Annotated in this window: 15 protein-coding genes; 6 read left to right on the top strand and 9 right to left on the bottom strand. The window is 73.2% G+C overall.

Annotated elements, in window-relative coordinates; translation table 11 throughout:
- Positions 1 to 27: 27 nt before the first annotated feature.
- The 6 genes from GD748_RS04295 to GD748_RS04270 all read right to left on the bottom strand — a co-directional run bounded on the left by GD748_RS04295 (position 28) and on the right by GD748_RS04270 (position 4,135).
- Complete coding sequence (locus GD748_RS04295) at positions 28 to 594, bottom strand: hypothetical protein (RefSeq protein ID WP_152193915.1); 567 nt, start codon at positions 592 to 594, stop codon at positions 28 to 30.
- A gap of 126 nt (positions 595 to 720) precedes the next feature.
- The gene (locus GD748_RS04290; protein ID WP_152193914.1) at positions 721 to 1,323 is read right to left on the bottom strand and encodes a PepSY domain-containing protein; all 603 of its coding nucleotides are present in this window, start codon (positions 1,321 to 1,323) and stop codon (positions 721 to 723) included.
- A 156-nt stretch (positions 1,324 to 1,479) separates the two neighbouring features.
- Positions 1,480 to 2,193 (bottom strand): ABC transporter permease, encoded by a 714-nt coding sequence (locus tag GD748_RS04285; RefSeq protein WP_152193913.1) that lies wholly within the window; start codon positions 2,191 to 2,193, stop codon positions 1,480 to 1,482.
- Complete coding sequence (locus tag GD748_RS04280; protein WP_152193912.1) at positions 2,190 to 2,942, bottom strand: ABC transporter ATP-binding protein; 753 nt, start codon at positions 2,940 to 2,942, stop codon at positions 2,190 to 2,192. The genes GD748_RS04285 and GD748_RS04280 overlap by 4 nt, the downstream gene beginning before the upstream one ends.
- A gap of 198 nt (positions 2,943 to 3,140) precedes the next feature.
- Positions 3,141 to 3,737: a TetR/AcrR family transcriptional regulator gene (locus GD748_RS04275; protein WP_152193911.1), complete on the bottom strand. Its 597-nt coding sequence runs from the start codon at positions 3,735 to 3,737 to the stop codon at positions 3,141 to 3,143.
- A gap of 155 nt (positions 3,738 to 3,892) precedes the next feature.
- A complete protein-coding gene (locus GD748_RS04270) occupies positions 3,893 to 4,135 on the bottom strand; it encodes a hypothetical protein (RefSeq protein WP_152193910.1) in 243 nt (80 codons plus the stop codon).
- A gap of 109 nt (positions 4,136 to 4,244) precedes the next feature.
- Between GD748_RS04270 and map the strand changes: the two genes are divergently transcribed.
- The 3 genes from map to metE all read left to right on the top strand — a co-directional run bounded on the left by map (position 4,245) and on the right by metE (position 8,674).
- Positions 4,245 to 5,012, top strand: a complete 768-nt coding sequence (gene map / locus GD748_RS04265) for a type I methionyl aminopeptidase (RefSeq protein ID WP_152193909.1) — start codon at positions 4,245 to 4,247, stop codon at positions 5,010 to 5,012.
- A gap of 253 nt (positions 5,013 to 5,265) precedes the next feature.
- Positions 5,266 to 6,303: a methylenetetrahydrofolate reductase gene (locus GD748_RS04260; protein WP_193312804.1), complete on the top strand. Its 1,038-nt coding sequence runs from the start codon at positions 5,266 to 5,268 to the stop codon at positions 6,301 to 6,303.
- Between the two features lie 10 nt (positions 6,304 to 6,313).
- Positions 6,314 to 8,674 carry a 5-methyltetrahydropteroyltriglutamate--homocysteine S-methyltransferase gene (gene metE / locus GD748_RS04255; protein ID WP_152193907.1) on the top strand — a complete coding sequence of 787 codons (2,361 nt, stop codon included), beginning with the start codon at positions 6,314 to 6,316 and terminating at the stop codon, positions 8,672 to 8,674.
- 197 nt (positions 8,675 to 8,871) lie between these two features.
- Here metE and GD748_RS04250 read toward each other — a convergent pair whose 3' ends face one another.
- A complete protein-coding gene (locus tag GD748_RS04250) occupies positions 8,872 to 9,327 on the bottom strand; it encodes an ASCH domain-containing protein (protein ID WP_152194377.1) in 456 nt (151 codons plus the stop codon).
- A gap of 247 nt (positions 9,328 to 9,574) precedes the next feature.
- On the opposite strand from GD748_RS04250, the gene GD748_RS04245 reads away from it, so the two are divergent.
- Together GD748_RS04245 and GD748_RS04240 are read left to right on the top strand one after the other, a co-directional pair.
- Positions 9,575 to 9,958, top strand: a complete 384-nt coding sequence (locus tag GD748_RS04245) for a four-helix bundle copper-binding protein (RefSeq protein ID WP_152194376.1) — start codon at positions 9,575 to 9,577, stop codon at positions 9,956 to 9,958.
- Positions 9,959 to 10,147: 189 nt separating this feature from the next.
- On the top strand, positions 10,148 to 12,451 hold the full coding sequence (locus GD748_RS04240; protein WP_226920743.1) for a heavy metal translocating P-type ATPase: 2,304 nt from the start codon (positions 10,148 to 10,150) through the stop codon (positions 12,449 to 12,451).
- Positions 12,452 to 12,475: 24 nt separating this feature from the next.
- Here GD748_RS04240 and GD748_RS04235 read toward each other — a convergent pair whose 3' ends face one another.
- Positions 12,476 to 13,378 carry a cation diffusion facilitator family transporter gene (locus GD748_RS04235; protein WP_152193906.1) on the bottom strand — a complete coding sequence of 301 codons (903 nt, stop codon included), beginning with the start codon at positions 13,376 to 13,378 and terminating at the stop codon, positions 12,476 to 12,478.
- Between the two features lie 55 nt (positions 13,379 to 13,433).
- On the bottom strand, positions 13,434 to 13,841 hold the full coding sequence (locus GD748_RS04230; protein ID WP_152193905.1) for an ArsR/SmtB family transcription factor: 408 nt from the start codon (positions 13,839 to 13,841) through the stop codon (positions 13,434 to 13,436).
- An 88-nt stretch (positions 13,842 to 13,929) separates the two neighbouring features.
- Between GD748_RS04230 and GD748_RS04225 the strand changes: the two genes are divergently transcribed.
- Positions 13,930 to 15,264 (top strand): APC family permease, encoded by a 1,335-nt coding sequence (locus tag GD748_RS04225; RefSeq protein ID WP_152193904.1) that lies wholly within the window; start codon positions 13,930 to 13,932, stop codon positions 15,262 to 15,264.
- The last annotated feature ends 56 nt before the right edge of the window (positions 15,265 to 15,320 follow it).

The raw sequence follows: 15,320 nt of genomic DNA, 5'->3' as shown, positions 1-15,320 counted from the left end.
CGGCGTCGGGGGCGGGCGGAACGGCGGTCAGGGGTTGAGGAGCGCGGCGAGCTTCGCGAGGGCGTCGCGCCAGAACTTCTTGGTCTCCCCGACGGCGTCGGCGCCGGGCAGCCGGGAGTGGGCCGCCCCCACACGGGCCTTGGTGCGTCCGTCCTTGCCGGGGGCGAGAGGGTCGAGCGAGAGCAGCACCCGGGAGTCGTCGTCGGCGACCAGACGCACGGTCTTGGGCTCGGTGGTGCCCACCAGCTTCCAGTCGACGTCCAGCCAGTCCCGGCGCAGCTCGTCGTCGGCCAGGTAGGGCCAGATGTCGGCGACCGCGCCGTAGATCGTCTTGGTGGCGCTCACCTCGAAGGTGCCGTCCGGGCGCTGGCCGGGCTCGCGCAGCCCGCGGGACTGCTCGTAGCCGACCGTGACGCCCTGCGCCCACCAGCCGTCGACGTCGTGCTCGCCGCCGAGCCAGCGCGCGATCCGGGTGTGGTCCCACTCGCGCGCGCCGGCCTCGTCCAGCAGCGCGTACCACTCGACGCGGGACCGGCCGGTGGCCTCGCGGAGCCGCTCGTCGCCGATCTGCTGCTCATGGCTTCGGGTCGACATGGCGCACAGCCTACGCGCGGTGCCAAGCCCGGTTCGCGGTCGCTGACGCAGGCGGTGGAGTCAGGCCCGCGCGCAGTCGCGCCGGCGCCCGGTCTCGGCCCCGGTGACCGGTCACCCGTGCTCCGCTCAGGTCTCCGTGCCGAGGACCGTTCCGTCGGCGGCGTCGACGTGGACCTCGACGTCGTCGTCGCCGCCGTCGAACTCCACGGTCCACACCAGCGTGCCGTCGTCCTCGTCCAAGGAGGCGCCCTCGAGCGGCTCGGTGCGCTCGGCCGCGGCCGCCTCGATGGCCTCGGTGATCGTGATGCCGGCGGCGTCGTGCTCGGCGAGGTCGTCTGCATCCACCTCGCCGGTGTCGATCTCGTCCAGCACGCTCGCACCGTCGGGCGAGACCGTGACGTCGTGCTCGACGCCGTCGCGCACCACCTCCAGCTCCCAGGCGCTCTCGTCGTCCGAGCGGTCGAGGTCGTGGACGACGCCGCCGTCGGACTCGACGGTCGCGATCGCCGCGACGGCGTTCTCCGCGGTGAGCTCGCCGCCGGGCGCGGCGTCCGACCCTGCCGTCGGGCTCTCGGCCCCGGTGGGTGTCTCCGTCGTCCCGCCGGGCGCGTTCGCACCGGGGACAGACGGGTCGTCCTCGTCCGTCCCGCCGCACGCGGCCAGCGTCAGCGACAGGGCGGCGACGCCGCTCCAGGTCGCGATCCTGCGGGTCACGGTCTGGGTGAGCATCACGACGCCCCTCTCCACTGCTGGACAGGTCCTCAGTATCGGCCAGGTCCCGCGGTGTCGCGACACGCGCCCCGTGCAGGACGGCGGGCGGGCTCGCCGGCAGCCCTTACACGACACGGCACGACTGCCGAGACCGTGAGCGGCGCGGCGCGGCGGTTACGGCGTGCGGCGGCGAAGCGTCGCGGCGCCGAGCAGCAGTACCCCCACGATGAAGGCGACGAGCACGGTGAGCTCGAGCGTGAGGTCCGGCGAGGACTCGGTGGACACTGCGGTCATCGCGTCGACCGCGTAGGACAGCGGCAGGACGTTCGAGACGTACTCCAGGGCGCGGGGCATCTCGTCGCGCGGCACCAGCAGCCCGCACAGCAGGAACTGCGGCAGCACGACCGCCGGCATGAACTGCACCGCCTGGAACTCGGTGTGCGCGAAGGCCGAGACGAACAGCCCGAGCGCGACGCCGAGGAGCGAGTCCAGCAGCGCCACCAGGATGAGCAGCTGCCACGGCCCGGCCGGCTCCAGCCCGAGCGGTCCGAGCATGAGCGCGGAGGTGACCAGCGCCTGCACGACCGCCACCGCACCGAACGCGAGCGCGTAGCCGAGGATGAACGAGACCTTGCCCAGCGGCAGGGTGAGCAGCCGCTCGAGCGTTCCCGAGCGGCGCTCGCGCAGCGTGGTGATCGAGGTGATCAGGAACATGATGATGACCGGGAAGAGCGCCAGCAGCGCCGGGCCGATCCGCTGGAAGATCGGGCCGCCGTCGTAGATCCACCACAGCAGGGTCAGCAGCACGCCGGGGACCACGACGATCATCGCGATGGTCCGGGGGTCGTGCCGCAGCTGGGCCAGGACGCGCAGGGCGGTGGCGATCATCGGTCGTCCTCGGTCCCGGCGTCGGCGACCAGGGCGAGGAACGCCGCCTCCGCGGTGGGGGCGCCGGTCCGCCCGAGCAGCTCGTCCGGGGTGGTCTGCGTGAGCACCCGGCCGTCGCGCAGCAGGACGAGGCCGTCGCAGCGGTTGGCCTCGTCCATCACGTGCGAGGAGACGAGCAGGGTGGTGCCAGCGGCCGCCAGCTCGCGGAAGGTCGACCACAGCGCCTCCCGCAGCACCGGGTCGAGCCCCACGGTCGGCTCGTCGAGGACGAGCAGCTCGGGGCTGCCGAGCAGGGCCGCGGCGAGGGACACCCGGGAGAGCTGACCGCCGGAGAGGGACCCGACGAGCTGGTCACGCTGTCCGCGGAGCCCGACCGTCGTGACCACCTCGTCGACACCGCGACCGCCGCCGTGCCGGCCGCCGCGCCCGTTCACGCCGAGCACGCGGGCGAAGTAGCGCAGGTTCTCCGCCACCGTCAGGTCCTCGTAGACGCTGGGCGCCTGGGTGACGTACCCGATGCGACGGCGCAGGCCGCGGCTTCCGGCGTCCTCGCCGAGCACCGTGACGGACCCACCGGTCACCACCTGCACGCCGAGGATCGCGCGCATCAGCGTGGTCTTGCCGGAGCCGGACGGTCCCAGCAGCCCGGTGACCCGGCCGGCCGGGACGGTGAGTGTGACGTCGTCCAGCGCCGTCGTGGACCCACGGACGACCCGCAGGTCCCGCACCACGACCGCCGAATTCATCATGTCGTGAATTATGCGCGCGGAAGGTGCACCGCGTCAACGAATCAGTCGTCCTGCCCCTGGCGGGTGCGCCCTTCACTGCGATTCACTCTCGGAGTCGGGGGGGCCGGGGACAAGCCGTGCGCGACAGCTCGGCGCCACGCAAGCACACCGGCCGCTCTCAGCAGGCTGGCGGCAGGAGCCTGAGGCGTCGGGTACGCGTCATCGGGGGGTGAGGTAGCCCTGGACGGTGGGCGAGAGATATGCGGTCACCTCGTCGACGCCGGCCGAGGCGAGCGGCTGCGCACCGACGACGTTGCGCAGCAGCGCGGCGCCGATGAGGTGGGAGACGGCGAGCTGCAGGCGCAGGTCGACGTCCGGTCCGGGCGGGACGAGCGGCCGGACGGCGGGCAGCATGACCTGCTCGATGAACTGGCGCAGCATCCGCGCGGCCTGCGGGTCGGAGGTGGCGGAACGGATGAGCGCGACGAACGGCGCCCGTCGTGCGGCGTCGTCCCAGACGGAGAAGAACGTCCGCACGAGCACGGTGCCACGCTGCTCCACCGGTACGGCTTCGAGGTTCTCGACCACCTCGGCCGGGTCGAGCCGGAGCTCCAGCGACGCCACGAAGAGGTCGCGCTTGGTGCCGAAGTAGTGGTGGACGAGCGCGGGGTCGACCCCGGCGCGTGCGGCAACCGCACGCACGGTGGTGCCGGCGTAGGAGCGCTCGGCGAACTCGGTGCGCGCGGCGTCGAGGATCTCGGTGCGGGTGTCGGGCCCGCCCGGCCGGCGGCCCCGGCCGCGCGGCGCGGTGGGCATGGCGTCACTGTAGGGCCGCACGCCGGGACGGTCCGGGCGTCGGCCGCGCACGGGCGGCGGTCGGTCCGCAGCCTGCCCGAGCGCGCGAAGGCTACCGCCGTCGGCGCCCCGCGAGCAGGGGGCTGGTCGGTGACCGGGCCGAGCGCGCGCGGGGGCTACCGCCGTCGGCGCCCCGGGAGGTGCCGCCGTCCCCTCGTGAAGTACAGGACGGGACCGACGAAGTCGATGGCGATCACGGCCGCCCACTTCAGCTTCGACCCCTCGACCTGCTCGGCGGGCCGGGTCGCGAGGTCCGCCCACGCGGACACAGCGAACCCCAGCTGCGCCGACCCGATCACCACCACGACCGCCTTCTGCCCCGTGCTCAGGTCGCTCCAGGACCTCTTCTTCGCGGCCACATGACCTCCCTCGCTCGTGGGTACAGCATCACCCCCCGGCCGCTCGACCGCCAGGGTCCTTCGCCCCAGCCGGGCGGGCGGTGCGCGCGCGTCGTCATACCCTGGAGGCGTGATCGAACTCAAGACCCCCGCCGAGATCGAGGCCATGCGGCCCGCCGGACAGTTCGTCGCCGAGGTGCTCCAGGCGCTCCGCGCGGCGGCCGACGTCGGGGTCAACCTCCTCGACCTCGACGCCCTCGCGCACCGGATGATCCGCGAGGCCGGGGCGGAGTCTTGCTACATCGACTACCACCCCTCCTTCGGGGCGAGCCCGTTCGGGCACACGCTGTGCACGTCGGTCAACGACGCGGTCCTCCACGGCCTGCCCCACGACTACTCGCTCCGCGACGGTGACCTGCTGTCCGTCGACTTCGCCGCCAGCGTCGACGGCTGGGTCTCCGACTCCGCCCTGAGCGTCGTCGTCGGCACACCGCGCGAGGAGGACCTGCGGGTCATCGAGGCGACCGAGACGGCCCTCGCCGCCGCGGTCGATACCGCTGTCGTCGGCAAGAAGATCGGCGACATCTCCGCCGCCGTCGGCGAGGTCGCCGCCTCCTACGGGTACCGGGTCAACACCGACTTCGGTGGCCACGGGGTCGGCCGGACGATGCACGGCGAGCCGCACGTGCCCAACGACGGGCGCGCCGGCCGCGGCTGGCCGCTGCGCCCCGGCCTCGTCATCGCCATCGAGCCGTGGTTCCTCATCGGCACCGACGAGATCTACACCGACGACGACGGGTGGACCCTGCGCAGCTCGGACGGCTCGCGCGGCGCGCACAGCGAGCACACCGTCGCGATCACCGAGGACGGCCCGGTGGTCCTGACGGCCCGGTCGTAGTCGACGCTTCGTCGCTCGCGACCGTCCGACGACGGCGCCGCTCTGAGACGACGGCACCGCTGCGTCTCACGCGCTGGGAACGCCCCGCTCCGCCCGACGGGCCGGCCGCTCTCCCGCCAGGATCGAGCCGTCCATCCTCGAGCGGCCGAGAGTCCTGGCTCCACGACGCCGCAGCCGCCGCCGACATCCGGTGTGCGGTGCTCACGCCAGGTGGAGTGTGATCTGCACCATGTCCACGTCTAGCCTCTTGAGTGTGCCCACCACACACCCGACCGTCTCCTTCGAGCTCTTCCCGCCGCGGCGGCCCGAGCTCGACGAGACGATCTGGCAGCGGGTGCTGCGCATGGCCGAGGCCGGGCCCGACTTCTTCTCGGTCACCTACGGCGCCTCCGGGTCCTCCCGGAGCGCCTCGGCCGAGCTGGTGCGTCGCGTGCTCGCCGAGACCGCCGTGCCGCCCATCGCCCACCTGACGTGCGTCGGCGCCACCCGCGAGGAGCTCGCCGACCACGTCCGCACCCTGCTGGACCACGGCGTGCGCGACTTCCTCGCCCTGCGCGGCGACCCGCCGGCCGGGCAACGCGACTGGGCGCCGCCCGAGGGTGGCCTGTCCCGCTCCAGCGAGCTCGTCGCCCTGATCCGCGACGTCGAGACCGAGCGCCTCGGCGCGGCGAGCCCCGACGGCGGACGGGAGGCGACGTCGGAGCCGCCGTCCGTCGTCGCCCAGGAGCTGGGCGTCTCGCCCGCCGACGTCGTGTCGGTCGCCGTCGCCGCCTACCCCGCCGGCCGCAGCCACACGCGCGAGGCCGAGCTCGCGGCACTGCGGGAGAAGCAGGACGCCGGCGCCGACTTCGCCATCACCCAGGTCTTCTTCGACGCCGAGGCCTACGCCTCGCTCGTCACCGACGCCCGCGCCGTCGGGGTCCACATCCCGATCCTGCCGGGCATCATCCCGCTGACCGACCGGGGCCGGCTGCACAGGCTGTCGGACCTGACCGGGGTGCCGGTGCCCACCACCATCGACGCGCTGCTCGCCGTCGACGACGAGGCCGAGCGGCTGCGGCGTGGCATCGACGCGACCCTGGCGCTGATCGACCGGGTGCTCGCCGTCGGCGCCCCCGGCCTGCACCTGTACACGTTCAACCACGACCGCCCGGCGCTGGACGTGCTCGACCACCTGCGCGCCCGCGGGATCCGCAACCCCGCCATCGTCGACGGTGCCGCCACCCGGCCGGTCACCCACGCCGCCCGCTACGACGCCGCCCGCGCCGCCTCCGACGCGCGCACCCACTGAGGAGCCCACCATGACCCAGCCGCCCGCCGTCGACCGCACGGTTCCGTACTTCCCCGGCGCGACGGTGCTCGGCTACCCCCGCATCGGGCCCGCCCGCGAGCTCAAGCGCGCCCTCGAGGCGTACTGGGGCGGGCACAGCGAGCTGGACGACCTGCAGGCCAGCCTCGCCGGCCTGCGCGCCGACACCCGCAGGCGCCTCGGCCGGCTCGGCCTCAACGTCGACGACGCCGCCATCCCGTCTGACTTCTCCGCGTACGACCACGTGCTCGACGTCGCCACCACCCTCGGTGCGATCCCCGAGCGGTTCGCCTCCCGGGTGCCCGAGGGGGGCGTGCTCGACCTGCCCGGCTACTTCACCCTCGCACGCGGCGAGGGTGACCTGGCCCCGCTCGAGATGACCAAGTGGTTCGACTCGAACTACCACTACCTCGTCCCCGAGATCGGCCCGGACACCCCGATCCGCTACGCCGACGACCGGGTGGTGCACCAGTTCCTCGAGGCGGCCGGCGACGGCGCGACCACCCGGCCCGTCGTCGTCGGGCCCGTCACCTTCCTGCTGCTGAGCAAGCCGGCCGACGGCGCCCCCGAGGGCTTCCACCCCCTCGACCGTCTCGACGACGTCCTGGCGGCCTACACCGAGCTGCTCCACGGGCTCGGCGAGGCCGGCGCCCCCTGGGTGCAGATCGACGAGCCGGCCCTGGTGTCGGACACGTGGGAGGTGCCGCGGGAGCGGGTGCTGGCGGCACTGACCCGCAGCCTCGAGGCACTAGCCGGCGCGGTCGCCCGCCCGGCCCGGCCGGCGATCTTCCTCGCCGCGCCGTACGGCTCGCTCGGCGACGCGCTCCCGGTGCTCGCCGGCAGCCACGTCGAGGCCGTCGGCCTGGACCTTGTCCGCGGAGCCGTCCCCGGCCGCGATGCGCTGGCGGCACTGCGGGAGAAGGTCGTCGTCGCGGGCGTGGTCGACGGGCACAACGTGTGGCGCACCGATCTCGACCGCGCGCTCGGCGTGCTCGAGCAGGTGCGCGACGGCCTCGGCGAGGGCGCGCGGATCGCCGTCGCGACGTCGTGCTCGCTCCTGCACGTCCCGCACGACGTCGAGCGGGAGAAGCACCTCGGACGCGAGCTGAGCACCTGGCTGGCGTTCGCCGACCAGAAGGTCGGTGAGGTGCAGGTGCTGGCGCAGGCGCTGCTAGAGGGCCGCGACCCCGTCGCCGGCGAGCTGGGCGAGGCGGCCGAGGCACGGGCGTCCCGCGCCGCCCATGCGGGCGTCGAGCGGGAAGAGGTGCGCTCGCGGGTGGCCGGCCTGAAGGACGCCGACTTCCACCGGGTGGCGTACGGCGAGCGGGCCGGGGCGCAGGCCGAGGTGCTGGACCTGCCGGTCCTCCCGACGACGACGATCGGGTCGTTCCCGCAGACCACCGAGCTGCGCCGGGCCCGGGCGGCGCTGCGGAAGCACGAGATCGACCGGGACACCTACGAGGCCGCCATGCGCGCCGAGATCGAGAAGGTGGTGCGGCTGCAGGAGGAGCTGGGGCTGGACGTGCTCGTGCACGGTGAGCCCGAGCGCAACGACATGGTGCAGTACTTCGCGGAGCTGCTCGACGGGTTCGCGGTGACGCAGCACGGGTGGGTGCAGTCCTACGGTTCGCGGTGCACGCGTCCGTCGATCCTGTGGGGCGATGTCTCCCGGCCGGCGCCGATGACTGTGGCGTGGGCGAGCTATGCCGCGTCGCTGACGGACCGGCCGGTCAAGGGGATGCTCACCGGGCCGGTGACGATCCTGGCGTGGTCCTTCGTGCGCGACGACCAGCCGCTGGCCGAGACCGCGAACCAGGTGGCGCTCGCCCTGCGCGACGAGCTCGCCGACCTCGAGGCGGCGGGGATCGGCATCGTCCAGGTGGACGAGCCGGCCCTGCGTGAGCTGCTGCCGCTGCGCCGCACGGACCACGCCGCCTACCTGGACTGGTCCGTGCGGGCCTTCCGGCTGGCCACCTCAGGCGTGGCGCCGACGACCCAGGTGCACACGCACCTGTGCTACTCCGAGTTCGGTGAGGTGATCGGCGCCATCGACGGCCTGGACGCGGACGTGACCAGCATCGAGGCCGCCCGCTCGAAGATGGAGATCCTGCCGGCGATCCACTCCTCGGGGTTCGAGCGGGGCATCGGACCGGGGGTGTACGACATCCACTCCCCGCGTGTGCCCTCGGTCGAGGAGATCACCGAGCTGCTCACCGCCGCGGTGGACGCCGTCCCGGCGCGGCAGCTGTGGGTCAACCCTGACTGCGGGCTGAAGACCCGGCGCTACGAGGAGACGACGGCGGCCCTGGAGAACCTGGTCGCCGCCACCCGGACGGTGCGCGCGAACCTCTGACCCGCACGCCAGCCCGCCAGCCCGCCAGGCCGCCTGCCCGCCAGCCCGTGCGCCGAGAACGTCGGCTGCAGATCACTGCCTCGGCCACGACGCACGTGCTCGGCCCGTGTGGGGACCGGGCCCGGGCGAGGACCGGGCCTGAGTGGTGAACCGGCCCGGGCGGGGACCCGGGAGCGATGGGACTCGTCCCGGTGCGGTCAGTCGGCGAGCTCGGGCGGCCACACCACCCGGAAGCGTTCGAAGACGATCTCGTCTGTGTCGGTGAAGGTCGCCCCGCGGGCCGCGCAGGTGCGCGTCCAGTACCGGCGGTGCTCGGTGAGCCAGGACGCGAGCGTGCGGTCGTCCTCGCCCTCGTCCCGCGCGAAGGCCTCGTCGGCGCTCGAGATCGTCCCGACCCGCAGCTCCACGCTGCGGAGCACCACGCGCGGGACGCCGGAGCCGTCGCACGCGATCCAGTGCGAGCCGAGGCGGGGGAGCTCCTCGCCGCGCGCCGCGAACTCGTCGACCAGGTCCGCGGTGGCCCGCTTCGACCCGTGCACGACCAGACCGAGGAGCGCGTCGGAGAGCTCCACGGAGTCGCCGAACCGGTCGATCGTGTACTCGGGCGACGACCGCACGACGTCGGGTCGGGCGGCCGAGTACTGCGCCCACATCGCCGTCGCGGCCGCGGTGTCCAGGGCGGCGGGCGGTGTCCGGTCTGTGCTCACCGTGGGATTGTGACACCGCTGCGGTGGCGGCTGAGGCCGCCGTTCTGGAGCGTGCGCCCGTCCGGGCGTGCTCCGCACCGGCAGGTGTGCCCCGCCACCCGGATGCGCCGTCGCACTGCGCTGCCTACCGTCGAGAGCGCGCACCGTTCGGTGCGTCCTGGAACCGACGGAGGACCTCGTGCGAACCGACGACATGCTTGCCAGCCACCCCGGCGCAGCCGGGGACACCGCACTCCTCGCCCGGGCGATCGACGCGCTGGCCGAGTGCGCACAGGCCTGCACCACCTGCGCTGACGCCTGTCTCGCCGAGGAGATGGTCGCCGAGCTGCGCCGATGTATCCGTACCGACCTGGACTGTGCGGACGTGTGTGCCACCACGTTGCGGCTGCTCTCACGTCAGACCGGAACGGACGACGCCCTCGTCCGGGCGCAGCTCCAGGCGTGCGTCGTGGCGTGCCGGACCTGCGGCGACGAGTGTGAGTCGCACGCCGAGATGCATGAGCACTGCCGGGTGTGCGCGGAGGCGTGCCGGGCGTGCGAGAAGGTCTGCACGGAGCTGCTGACCACCATGGCGTGACCGGCTCGGCGCCGCGGTCGCGGGTACTGCTCCGACCGCCGGCGTCGACGTAGCGTCCGACGGACCCGTCGATGCCGGCTTGACGCGAGACTGCAGGTCGCGGGAATAGCCATCTTCGGTGACGGCGTTTGCTTGCATACCCCAGGGGGGTATGGTTGAGGTTGGAGCGAACGGAAGCGGTGAGGGCTTATGCGTCACGAGCTCGATGATCAGCACGACTCGGCGCCCGCGGAGCACGACCGGCACGGCGGCATCGACGCCGAGGCGATGCACGAGGCGGACGGGGCCGACGGCGGTCACGATGCGCACGCCGGCCACGACTCGCACGGCGGTCACGACGCGCATGCCGGCCACGGCGGTCACGATGCGCACGCCGGCCACGACTCGCACGGCGGTCACGATGCGCACGCCGGTCACGACGCGCATGCCGGCCATGACGCGCACGGCGGTCACGGCGGGCATGGCGGGCACGGCGACCACGTCGGCCAGTTCCGACGGCTGTTCTGGATCATGCTCGTGATCGCTGTCCCGACGGTCCTGCTCAGCCCGATGTTCGCCGAGATCCTGGGCTACCAGCTCCCCGACGTCGCGGGAGTCACCTGGGTCGCCCCGATCCTGGGCACGGTCATCTATGTCTGGGGCGGTCAGCCTTTCCTGACCGGTGCCGTCAGCGAGCTGCGGGCCCGCAAGCCCGGGATGATGCTGCTGATCGGCATGGCGATCACCGTCGCCTTCGTCGCCTCCTGGGGCGCGCGGCTCGGGCTGCTCTCCCACGAGCTCGAGTTCTGGTGGGAGCTCGCCCTCCTGGTCGTGATCATGCTGCTCGGCCACTGGATCGAGATGCGCTCGCTCGCGCAGACGTCCTCCGCGCTGGACTCGCTGGCGGCCCTTCTCCCGGACGAGGTCGAGAAGATCGACGGGGACGACGTCGTCACGGTCTCACCGGCCGACCTCCGGCTCGGTGAGGTCGTCATCGTCCGGCCCGGCGGCCGCGTCCCTGCGGACGGCGAGGTGGTCGACGGCGGGGCCGACGTCGACGAGTCGATGATCACCGGGGAGTCCGCCCCCGTGCGTCGCGGGGTCGGTGACCGGGTGGTCGCCGGCACGGTCGCCACCGACAACGCCCTCCGGGTGCGTGTCACAGCTGTCGGTGACGACACCGCTCTGGCCGGGATCGGCCGCCTCGTCGCCGAGGCGCAGTCCTCTGGCAGCCGGGCCCAGCGGCTCGCCGACCGAGCCGCCGGCTGGCTCTTCTGGTTCGCCCTCGGCGCGGCTGCGATCACCCTGGTCGTGTGGTTGCTCGTCGGGACGCCGGAGCAGGCCTGGATACGCGTCATCACGGTGCTCGTCATCGCGTGCCCGCACGCTCTCGGCCTGGCGATCCCGCTCGTGGTGTCCATCGCCACCGAGCGCGCTGCGCGCGGCGGGGTGCTGGTCAAGGACCGCATGGCGCTCGAACGCATGCGGACGGTCGACGCGGCGCTCTTCGACAAGACCGGCACCCTCACCAGGGGTGAGCCCGTCGTCACCCACGTGACCGGCGCCGACGGCGCGGATCATGACGAGGTCGTCGCGCTCGCTGCCGCGGTGGAGGCAGACAGCGAGCACCCGCTCGCCCGGGCGATCGTCGCCGCCGCGGCACAGCGCGGTCTCGTCGTCCCCCGCGCCGAGGACATCAGGTCCCGGACCGGCGTCGGCGTCACTGGCGCAGTCGGTGGTCGCACCGTTCACGTCGGCGGCCCCGCGCTGCTGCACGAGCAGGACCGGTCCGCGCTCCAGGCCACCGACTCGTGGGCCGCGGACGGTGCGACGGTGCTCCACGTCCTGGTGGACGGCGCGGTCGCCGGCGCCCTCGCGCTCGCGGACGACGTGCGACCCGAGTCTCGGCAGGCCGTGGACGCCTTGCACGCCCTCGGCCTCCACGTCGTGATGATCACCGGCGACGCCGAACCGGTCGCCCGGGCCGTCGCCGCCGACCTCGGGATCGACCAGGTCTTCGCCGGGGTGCGTCCCGAGCACAAGAGCGAGAAGGTCGCCGAGCTCCAGCGCGACGGTCGGACCGTCGCGATGGTCGGCGACGGCGTCAACGACGCTCCCGCGCTCGCCCAGGCGGACGTGGGGATCGCCATCGGGGCCGGCACCGACGTGGCCATCGCCTCTGCCGGTGTCGTGCTCGCCTCCGACGACCCTCGCTCGGTGCTCTCGGTCATCCAGCTCTCGCGTGCCGCTTACCGCAAGATGAAGCAGAACCTCTGGTGGGCCGCCGGGTACAACCTCGCGGCGGTGCCTCTGGCGGCCGGCGTGCTCGCGCCCGTCGGGTTCGTCATGCCGATGGCGGTCGGTGCGCTGCTGATGTCCTTGTCCACCGTGGTGGTGGCGCTGAACGCCCAGCTGCTCCGGCGGCTGGACCTGAGCCCCGACGCCGGTACGGCGGCCGCGCTCGGCACCGAGGTGGCGGCAACGGAACCGGCTCCGGCGGCCGTGCGGAGCTAGCGCGGCGTCGGCGAACGTCCGGGCTCAGTGCGCGCCCGGCTCGTGCGTGCCGTGTGCGGCGGGCTCGAGCTGGAACGTGGAGTGCTCCACGCTGACGGCGAAGTGCTGGGCGACGCACGCCTGGAGCTGGTCGAGCACCCGGGGGGCGTGCCCGTCGTGGAAGCAGGAGTCGTCCAGCACCACGTGCGCGCTGAGCACGGGCAGCCCCGTGGCGATCTGCGAGGCGTGCAGGTCGTGCACGTCCACCACGTGCTCCAGACCGAGGATGTGCCGGCGCACGTCGTCCAGGTCCAGCCCGCGCGGCGTCGCCTCCAGCAGCACGTGGGTGCTCTCGCGCAGCAGCATCACCGTGCGCGGGACGATGAGGACGCTGATGAACATCCCGGCGAGGGCGTCGGCCCGCAGATAGCCCGTGGCGGCGATGACCACGGCGCTGACGATGACGGCGACCGAGCCGAGCGCGTCGTTGACGACCTCCAGGAAGGCCGCGCGCATGTTGAGGTTCGTCGACCGTCCGGCGCTGAGCACCACGATGGCGGCGACGTTGCCGGCCAGGCCGAGGACGCCGAAGAGCAGCAGGCCGTCGGCGGGCACCTCGGGTGGCGCGACCAGTCGCCGCACACCTTCGACGAAGGCGTAGATCCCGACGCCGAAGAGCACCAGGGCCTGCGCGGCGGCGGCCAGCACCTCGGCCCGCCGGTAGCCCCAGGTCCGCTGCGCCGTCGCCGGCCGCAGGGCGAGCGTCGCCGCCGTCAGGGCCATGACGAGCCCACCGGTGTCGGTGAGCATGTGCCCGGCGTCCACCAGCAGCGCGAGGCTCCCCGTCCACCAGGCACCCACGACCTCGACGAGCAGGATCGTCGCCGTGATCGTCAGGGCGATCGCGAGGCGTCGCCGGTTCGCTGCGTGATGGTGGTCGTGGCTCACAGCCGGCCGCCGCCGTCGTGGTCGTCGACCGTGTGTGCGTCGGTCGGTGTCGTGGTCATGCGTCGGCCTGCGCCAAGCCGTTGGTCGAGCACAGCGTGACGGCGTAGCCGGTGGCGCCCAGGAGCGTCTCGGCGGCGCGGAGGACCGCCAGCAGCTCCGGCTCGGTGGTCAGGGAGAACAGCGACGCGCGGCCTACCGGGCGGGAGGTCACCAGGCCGCAGTCCCTGAGGCAGCTCAGGTGCGTGCTGACCGTGGACTGCGCCAGGCCCAGATGCTCTGTGAGGTCGCGGACCCGGTGCTCCCCGGCGGTCAGGTGCTGGAGGATCCGCAGCCGCGTGGGGTCCGACAGGCTGTGGAACAACGCCGCCGCGGGGTCGAGCGAGGCCGGACCCGCTACCGCCTCCGGCGCGTCCGTCGAATCTTGCGTCGCTCGGCTATCGCGCACGGTCGTTGTCATCGCCATACGACGATGCTAGCCGATATCGCGGCGGCGGAGGCCGGGCAAGGTGCCTCAGGTTGCCGCACCCAACGGCAGGCCCGAACGTTGGCCCGTGACCACCGACACCCGTCCCGAGCAGACCTCACGGCTGAAGAAGGGCATCACCGGCCCGTTGCTGTTCCTGTTCATCCTGGGCGACGTGCTCGGTGCGGGGGTCTACGCCCTGGCGGGTGAGCTCGCCGCCGAGTCCGGCGGGATGATGTGGGCGCCGCTCATGCTCGCGCTGGCGATGGCGCTGCTCACCGCCTCGAGCTACGCCGAGCTGGTCACCAAGTATCCGCGGGCCGGCGGGGCGGCCGTCTTCGCCCAGCGGGCGTTCGGCCGCCCGGTCGTGTCCTTCCTCGTCGGCTTCTCGATGCTCGCCGCCGGCGTGACCAGCGCCGCCGGCCTGTCGATCGCCTTCGCGGGTGACTACCTGGCCACGTTCATCGACGTCCCGACGGCGCTCGCGGCGCCGGTCTTCCTGGTCCTGCTCGCGCTGGTCAACGCACGCGGCATCAAGGAGTCGGTGCGCTCGAACGTGGCGATGACCGTCATCGAGGTGTCCGGCCTCGTGCTCGTGATCGTGGTTGTCGCCGTAGCCTTCGGTGGCGGTGCCGGCGACGCGGGCCGGGTGCTCGAGGTGCCGGACGGCGTCGGGGTGCCGGCCGCGGTCCTCGGCGGGGCGCTGATCGCGTTCTACTCCTTCGTGGGCTTCGAGGTGTCCGCCAACGTGGCCGAGGAGGTCCAGGACGTCAGCCGTGTCTACCCGCGAGCCCTGTTCGGTGCACTGGCGGTGGCCGGCGTCGTGTACGCACTCATCGGTGTGGCGTCCGCGGTGATCATGCCGCCGGCCGACCTGGCCGGGTCGTCGAGCCCGTTGCTGGACGTCGTCGAGGCCAGCGGCGTCGCCGTGCCGGGGTGGGCGTTCAGCGCGATCGCCCTGGTCGCCGTCGCCAACGGTGCGCTGCTGACCATGATCATGGCCAGCCGCCTCGCCTACGGCATGGCCGAGGAAGGACTTCTGCCCGCCCCGCTCGCCCGGGTGCTGCCCAGCCGCCGGACGCCGTGGGTGGCGATCGTGGTGACGACCGCCGTGGCCGTGGCCCTCACGCTGGTCGGTGATCTCGCGGTGCTGGCCGAGACCGTGGTGCTGCTGCTGCTCGTGGTGTTCGTCAGTACCAACCTCGCGGTGCTGGTCCTGCGTCGCGACCGGGTCGAGCACGACCACTTCCGCACGCCCGTGGTCCTGCCCGTGCTTGCGCTGGTGTCGTGCGGGGTGCTGCTCAGCCAGCAGTCCGTGCAGGTCTGGGTCTACGGCGGCCTGCTCCTCGCGGCCGGTGCGGTCGTCCATCTGCTCACCCGACGGTTCTCACCGAGGCGGATCGAGTCGCCCCCTCGACGGTGATCCTCCCCGTCGCCCTCCCGACGGTGACCTTTCGCTTCGCCCTCCCGACGGCGATC

Source organism: Georgenia subflava (assembly GCF_009193155.1).
Taxonomy (GTDB): Bacteria; Actinomycetota; Actinomycetes; order Actinomycetales; family Actinomycetaceae; genus Georgenia; species Georgenia subflava.
The sequence above is the reverse complement of the archived record's forward strand: the minus strand, read 5'-3'. Positions and strand labels throughout refer to the sequence as shown.

Excerpts from the sequence above, each read along its gene's own strand:
- GD748_RS04295 (WP_152193915.1), bottom strand. The coding sequence starts at position 594 with ATGTCGACCCGAAGCCATGAGCAGCAGATCGGCGACGAGCGGCTCCGC.
- GD748_RS04290 (WP_152193914.1), bottom strand. The coding sequence starts at position 1,323 with ATGCTCACCCAGACCGTGACCCGCAGGATCGCGACCTGGAGCGGCGTC.
- GD748_RS04285 (WP_152193913.1), bottom strand. The coding sequence starts at position 2,193 with ATGATCGCCACCGCCCTGCGCGTCCTGGCCCAGCTGCGGCACGACCCC.
- GD748_RS04280 (WP_152193912.1), bottom strand. The coding sequence starts at position 2,942 with ATGATGAATTCGGCGGTCGTGGTGCGGGACCTGCGGGTCGTCCGTGGG.
- GD748_RS04275 (WP_152193911.1), bottom strand. The coding sequence starts at position 3,737 with ATGCCCACCGCGCCGCGCGGCCGGGGCCGCCGGCCGGGCGGGCCCGAC.
- metE (WP_152193907.1), top strand. The coding sequence starts at position 6,314 with ATGACCCAGCCGCCCGCCGTCGACCGCACGGTTCCGTACTTCCCCGGC.
- GD748_RS04250 (WP_152194377.1), bottom strand. The coding sequence starts at position 9,327 with ATGTGGGCGCAGTACTCGGCCGCCCGACCCGACGTCGTGCGGTCGTCG.
- GD748_RS04245 (WP_152194376.1), top strand. The coding sequence starts at position 9,575 with ATGCTTGCCAGCCACCCCGGCGCAGCCGGGGACACCGCACTCCTCGCC.
- GD748_RS04240 (WP_226920743.1), top strand. The coding sequence starts at position 10,148 with ATGCGTCACGAGCTCGATGATCAGCACGACTCGGCGCCCGCGGAGCAC.
- GD748_RS04230 (WP_152193905.1), bottom strand. The coding sequence starts at position 13,841 with ATGGCGATGACAACGACCGTGCGCGATAGCCGAGCGACGCAAGATTCG.